The sequence below is a fragment of the Nocardioides sp. genome, from assembly GCF_041600255.1.
GTDB lineage: Bacteria > Actinomycetota > Actinomycetes > Propionibacteriales > Nocardioidaceae > Nocardioides.
The window spans coordinates 23,391-29,899 of record NZ_JBFIKK010000027.1 but is presented as its reverse complement, the minus strand read 5'-3'; the positions used below and the strand labels follow the sequence as shown (position 1 = coordinate 29,899).

At 71.5% G+C, this 6,509-nt stretch carries 5 protein-coding genes and 1 pseudogene; 1 reads left to right on the top strand and 5 read right to left on the bottom strand.

Annotation, left to right across the window (positions count from 1 at the left end; genetic code table 11):
* Nucleotides 1-292 (top strand): annotated as a pseudogene (locus ABZE72_RS05385) (TetR/AcrR family transcriptional regulator); the annotation flags it as partial.
* A 33-nt stretch (nucleotides 293-325) separates the two neighbouring features.
* Here the strand turns inward: ABZE72_RS05385 and cimA are convergent.
* From cimA to ABZE72_RS05360, 5 genes are all read right to left on the bottom strand, one after another.
* Nucleotides 326-1,930, bottom strand: a complete 1,605-nt coding sequence (gene cimA / locus ABZE72_RS05380) for a citramalate synthase (protein WP_372727994.1) — start codon at nucleotides 1,928-1,930, stop codon at nucleotides 326-328.
* Between the two features lie 256 nt (nucleotides 1,931-2,186).
* Nucleotides 2,187-3,734, bottom strand: coding sequence for a serine/threonine-protein kinase (locus ABZE72_RS05375; RefSeq protein ID WP_372727993.1), 1,548 nt, complete (start codon nucleotides 3,732-3,734; stop codon nucleotides 2,187-2,189).
* A gap of 90 nt (nucleotides 3,735-3,824) precedes the next feature.
* Nucleotides 3,825-4,901 (bottom strand): branched-chain amino acid aminotransferase, encoded by a 1,077-nt coding sequence (locus tag ABZE72_RS05370; RefSeq protein ID WP_372727992.1) that lies wholly within the window; start codon nucleotides 4,899-4,901, stop codon nucleotides 3,825-3,827.
* A 23-nt stretch (nucleotides 4,902-4,924) separates the two neighbouring features.
* On the bottom strand, nucleotides 4,925-6,013 hold the full coding sequence (locus tag ABZE72_RS05365; RefSeq protein WP_372727991.1) for a 3-isopropylmalate dehydrogenase: 1,089 nt from the start codon (nucleotides 6,011-6,013) through the stop codon (nucleotides 4,925-4,927).
* Nucleotides 6,014-6,023: 10 nt separating this feature from the next.
* On the bottom strand, nucleotides 6,024-6,149 hold the full coding sequence (locus ABZE72_RS05360) for a hypothetical protein (RefSeq protein ID WP_372727990.1): 126 nt from the start codon (nucleotides 6,147-6,149) through the stop codon (nucleotides 6,024-6,026).
* Nucleotides 6,150-6,509 lie beyond the last annotated feature (360 nt).

Below are 6,509 nucleotides of genomic sequence, written 5' to 3'. Positions count from 1 at the left end.
GGTGGCGTTCGGACGATCGCGGATCGACCTCGCCCTGGACCACGCCGAGCTCATTCGGGCAGCCGGCGTGATGGCGACGCGCTCCTACAGCGCGTTCTCCTTCGTCGCCATGCACGTGCGCTACCTCTTCGGCGAGCTCGGAGTCCGCGGCGACCTGCAGCTGCTCGCGACCTCGCTGATGGCGCCCCTGGAGGCACCCGTGCTGGAACAGCAGGTGCGGATCGAGTCGGTCAGCCTCGACCGCGTGCACGACGCCTGGGTGGACCTGGCCCGCCGGATCGTCGAGGGCTGAGCCCACGACGCGGGCTCGGGTCGCAGGGGAGGCCTACTCCCCCGAGCCGTGGTGGTGGCGCCGCAGGCCGAACGTGACCCCGTCGACCAGCGCACCCCAGGACGCCTCGATCACGTTGTGCCCGACTCCGACCGTGACCCAGGACGACTCCCCGTCGCTGGTCTCGATCAGCACCCGGGTGGTCGCGTCCGTGCCGTGGCCCTGGTCGAGGATTCGGACCTTGTAGTCGATCAGCTCGAACTTCGCGACCTCGGGATAGGCCTGGCCGATCGCCTCGCGCAGCGCCTGGTCCAGCGCATTGACCGGGCCGTTGCCCTCGCCGGTCACGACGTAGCGGACACCGTCGGCGCGCAGCTTCACGGTCGCCTCCGACGTCGCCTCCTCGCCCGGGCGAGCATGCACCAGCGTCTCGGTGATCACCCGCCACGACTCGACGTCGAAGTACGCCGGCCGCACGCCCTCGACCTCCTCGACCAGCAGCAGCTCGAAGGAGGCGTCGGCCGCCTCGAAGGTGTAGCCGCGCGCCTCCAGCTCCTTGACCCGGTCGGTCACCCGGGTGACCAGCTCCTTGTCCTGGGACAGGTCGAAGCCCAGCTCACGACCCTTGAGCTCGATCGAGGCCCGGCCCGCCATGTCGGAGACCAGCAGGCGCATGTCGTTGCCGACGCCGATCGGGTCCATGTGCTGGTAGAGGTTCGGGTCCACCTTGATCGCGCTCGCGTGCAGGCCGGCCTTGTGGGTGAAGGCCGAGGTGCCGACGTACGGCTGACGCGAGGCGGGCGGGAAGTTCGTGACCTCGGCGACCGCGTGCGCGATCCGGGTGGCGTCCCTGAGCAGCCCCGGCGGCAGCACCTGCCGGTCCAGCTTGAGCTCGAGGTTGGCCACCACCGAGACGAGGTCGGCGTTGCCGGTGCGTTCGCCGTACCCGTTGATCGTCCCCTGTACGTGGGTGGCGCCCGCGTCCACCGCCGCCAGGGTGTTGGCGACCGCGCAGCCGGTGTCGTTGTGGCAGTGGATGCCGACCCGGACCCCTGCGGTCTCGATCACGTCGTGCACCACGTCCGCGACCCAGCCCGGGAGCATCCCCCCGTTGGTGTCGCACAGGGCGATCACCTCCGCACCCGCGTCGTACGCCGTGCGCAACACCTCGAGGGCGTAGTCGCGGTTGGCGCGGTAGCCGTCGAAGAAGTGCTCGGCATCGAGGAAGACCTGCTGCCCCTCCTCGCGCAGGTGGGTCACGCTGTCGCGGACCATCGCGAGGTTCTCCTCCAGCGTGGTCCGCAGGGCGAGTTCGACGTGCCGGTCGTGCGACTTGGCGACCAGGGTGACCACCGAGGCACCGCTGTCGCGCAGCGCCGCGATGCCCGGGTCGTCGGCCGCCCGGACACCTGCCCGACGGGTGGCCCCGAAGGCCGCCAGCTTCGCGTGCCGCAGGTCCAGCTCGCTGACCGCGCGACGGAAGAACTCGGTGTCCTTGGGGTTCGCGCCGGGCCAACCACCCTCGATGTAGCCCACGCCGAGACCGTCGAGCTGGCGGGCGATCGCCAGCTTGTCGGCGACGGAGAGGCTGAGCCCCTCCTGCTGCGCGCCGTCGCGCAGGGTGGTGTCGTAGACGTGGAACGAGCCGTGCAGGTCCATCGGAGTCGTCTTTCACTCGGGTGCTGCGGGCAACTGCTGGGTCGGGCGGGTGATGCGGGCGATGCGGTCCGTCGATCGGGTCCGGCAACAAAAAAACCTCCCGTGGGACGAGAGGTCGGCGCGTCGGGTGCTTCCCGGGGGAAGCGCGACGCGCTAGGAAATGATGATCTGCTGGTGCTGCATGGGACTCATCGTGCCACGCCGGGGCCGGCGACTCCTCCGGCATCTCGCGATCCGGCCGCCCGTCCCGGCCCGGTCACAGTCCCAGCGGTCGGTCCGGCAAGGAGACGCCCGACCACGGCGCGTCCTGCCCCGGCGTCCAGTCGGTGCCGGCCAGGTCGGCGCGGAGCACCAGACCGGCACCGGCCACCCCCACCAGGAGCAGGGCCACCGCCCAGCGTCGGGGCGAGGCGCTGAGCGGGTGCACGATCCGGCCGAGCGGCGAACGTACCTGCTGTCCCCCCGGGCCCGCCCAGAGCGAGGCGGTGAAGACGGCCCCGCAGGCGAACATCGAGGGGGTCACCGCCAGCGCGAACGCATAGCAGAGCAGGGCTGCCGCGATCGCCAGCCCGACGCTCCAGAGGGCCAGCACCACCGTGCTCGGGATCGACCGGACCAGGTCCCAGGGGGCGCCCAGGAGCAGCCGCGGCGCGTCGTACCACTTGCGACCGCGGTCGCGACGCCGGTCGCCGTGGGCCCGGGCGGCCAGCGAACCGCTGCGCACCAGCCAGGTCAGCACCAGCAGCAGCGCCAGCGCGAGCCACGGGTACGCCGCCACGGCCCCGCCCCCGGTCAGGGCGAGGCTCCCCAGCAGCAGCCCCCGGCGAGCGCGCTCGGCGAACGACACCCGGGCGGGCAGGAGGTCGTCCTGCCAGGGGTTCGGGTCGACGGTGTCGTCGAAGAACCGGCGGGTCGGATCAGGGCGGACGTCGAGCCGTTGGGTGGGCTCCTCGAACGCGCGCGCGGGGTCGGCAGCGAACGGCAGCGTCAGCGCGGCGCCGCCATGGAGCGAGCCGATCAACTGGTCGAAGGAGGGACGGCGCGACGGGTCGGGGTCGAGGGCGGCGGCCAAGGTGCGGCGCAGGCCGTCGGGCAGCCCGGTCAGGTCGTGCTCGCCGCGGCGCACCCGGTCCATCACCGCCATCGCCGGACCCCGCCCGAACGGCGGACGACCCAGGCCGGCGTACGCCACGGTGGCGGCCCAGGAGTGCACGTCGCAGGCCGGTGTGGCGTCGTCGCCGTGCAGGATCTCCGGCGCGAGATAGCCGGGGGTGCCGAGCAGCCAGCCGGTGTGGGTCAGCTTCGGGTCGTCGGCCACCCGGGCCAACCCGAAGTCGATCAGGATCGGGGTCCGGCCCTCCATCAGCACGTTCGACGGCTTCACGTCCCGGTGCAGGACGCCCACCGCGTGCACCGACGCCACGCCCTCGGCCAGGCAGAGCGCGAACCAGGCGAGGTCCTCGCCGACCAGCGGGCCCTCCTCGACCACGTGGTCGTGCAGGGAGAGGCCCGGCACGTACCGGGTGGCGACGTAGGGGATGTCGCCCCAAGGGTCGGCGTCCACGATCTCGGCCACCCACCGGCTGCGGACCCGGGTCAACGAGCTCACCTCCCGGGCGAGCCGCGATCGTGCTTCCTCGTCGCCGACGATGTGGGGCCGCAGCACCTTGAGGGCGACCCGTTCACCGTCGGGGCCGCTGGCCAGGTGGACCACCCCCATGCCGCCCTCACCGATCCGGGAGAGCAGCGTGTAGTCGCCGACGGTGAGACCCGGAGGCGGCTCGGAACCGGGCGCTGACGTCACGGGGTGAGGTTACCGGCGCGGTCACCCTCGCGGGGTCGGCGCACGCCGAGTCTGACGATCGGGTCGGTCGATCGGGTCGGTCGATCGGGGTCAGACGATCCTGTGCATCCAGCCGAAGGAGTCCTCGGCGCGGCCGTACTGGATGTCGACCAGCGCCTGGCGCACCTGCAGGGTGACGGGGCCGGGCTCGGTGGAGCCGGCGACCTCGCCGTCCTTCCACTTCAGCGTGCCGACCGGCGTGACCACGGCCGCGGTACCGCAGGCGAAGACCTCGGTGATCCGACCGCTCGACACCCCCTCGCGCCACTCGTCGATGGAGAACTTCCGCTCCTCGATCGTGTGGCCCAGCTTGCCCGCGAGCTCGAGGATGCTGGAGCGGGTGATGCCCTCCAGGATGGTGCCGGTCTCCGGGGTGACGATGCGCCCGTCGTCGTGCACGAAGTACAGGTTCATCCCGCCGAGCTCTTCGACGTACGTGCTCTCCTGGGCGTCGAGGAAGACGACCTGGTCACAGCCGTGGTCGGTCGCCTCCTGCTGCGCGACGAGCGAGCTGGCGTAGTTGCCGCCGGTCTTGGCCGCACCCATCCCGCCCCGGCCGGCCCGGGTGTACTCCTCGGTCAGCCAGAGCGTGATCGGCTTGATCCCCCGGGCGAAGTAGGCGCCGGCCGGGCTGGCGATCACCATGAACGTGACGTGCCGTGCCGGCCGTACCCCGAGGAACTTCTCGGTGGCGATCATGAAGGGCCGGATGTAGAGGCTCTTCTCCCCCTCGGCGTCCGGCACCCAGCGCTGGTCGACCCGCACCAGCGCATCGACGGCCTCGATGAAGTCCTCGACCGGCAGCTCGGGCAGCGCCAGGCGCTGGCTCGAGCGGACCATCCGGGCGGCGTTCTCCTCGGGGCGGAAGTTCCAGATGGAGCCGTCCGCGTGGCGGTAGGCCTTCATCCCCTCGAAGGTCTCCTGTGCGTAGTGCAGCACCGCCGTCGCCGGGTCCAGCGTGAGCGGGCCGTACGGCGTGATCCGCGCGCCGTGCCACCCGTCCTCGGGCGTCCACTCGACCGTGAACATGTGGTCGGTGAAGTGGAGCCCGAAGCCCGGGCTCGCCAGGATCTCGGCGAGCCGGGCGTCGTCGACGGGCTGGGGCGCGTGGGTGGTGCTGATCTGCATGGGCGTCACGTTAGCCGACCGGCTCAGCCGCCGAGGCGGCCGGCGATCGCGTCCCCGACCTCCGAGGTACGACGGGTGGTGCCGGGGGTGCGCTCGGCCAGGTCCGCGATCACGGCCCGCTCCACCACGGCCGCCTCCTCGGCGTACCCCAGGTGGTCCAGCAGCAGCGAGACCGAGAGGATCGCGGCGGTCGGGTCGGCCTTCTGCTGGCCGGCGATGTCGGGCGCCGAGCCGTGCACGGGCTCGAACATGCTGGGGCTGGTGCGGTCGGGGTTGATGTTCCCCGACGCCGCGAGCCCGATGCCGCCGGTGATGGCGGCGGCGAGGTCGGTGATGATGTCGCCGAAGAGGTTGTCGGTGACGATCACGTCGAAGCGTGCGGGGTCGGTGGTCATGAAGATCGTCGCCGCGTCGACGTGCATGTAGTCGACGGTGACGTCGGGGAACTCCCGGGCCACCTCCTGGGTGATCCGCCACCAGACCGCACCGGCGTTGACGAGCACGTTGGTCTTGTGGACCAGGGTCAGCTTGCGGCGCGGACGGCGCTGGGCGCGGGCGAAGGCGTCGCGGACGACCCGCTCCACCCCGAATGCGGTGTTGACCGAGACCTCGGTGGCGACCTCGTGCGGCGTACCCACGCGGAGCGCGCCCCCGTTGCCCGTGTACGGCCCCTCGGTGCCCTCGCGGACCACCACGAAGTCGACCTCGCCGGGATCGGCCAGCGGGGAGACGACGCCCGGGAAGATCCGGGAGGGTCGCAGGTTGACGTAGTGATCGAGCTCGAAGCGCAGCCGCAGCAGCAGGCCACGCTCGAGGATGCCGGGCGGGAGGTTGGGGTCGTTGGGCTTCCCGCCGACGGCGCCGAGCAGGATCGCGTCGTGGTCGCGGATCTCGCTGAGCACGGTGTCCGGCAGCACCTCGCCGGTGGCGAGGTACCGCTCGGCGCCGAGGTCGTAGCGGGTGGGTTCGAACTTCACACCGGCGGGAGCGGCGACCTCGAGGACCTTGAGGGCCTCGGCGGTCACCTCCGTCCCGATGCCGTCGCCGGGGATGACGGCGAGACGGAGCGAGCTGCCGGCGGGGTTCTGGCCCGAGGCCGAAGTTGAGGTCATGGGGCGAACGCTAGTTGTCGTCGGGGCGGACGCCGTTGCTGTCTCGCAGGTCAAGCGCCCGCTGGACGGCCTCGGCGCTGCGGGGGTTCTCGGGGTGGTGGCTGGCGGGGCCCCACTCGGGGTACATGTCGTACATGGGTTGTCTCCTGGGTGATCGCATCGAATGATCGGGCGGTGGTTCGGGAGCCAGGTCTCGAAGGCCCTGCGGGAGTCCGGATCGACTCATGGGTCGCATGAGGGGAGAACCGTCAGGGGTGCGGATCACGCACGTGCTGGAGGCGGATCGCCGCAGGGTCTTCGGGTACCGGGATGAACCGGGACGTGAGACCAGGCAACGCCGAACACCGCGACGAGGTGGCCTCACTCGCAGTGACTACTGCTGGGCCCCGCCGCGGCGAACGATGAGTACGTTGACGATCCGCATGATGGGGCTACGGTACGTCCGACCGATTCGGGGCGGCCATGGCTTTCCGGGATCTGTTCACGATGCGAGACG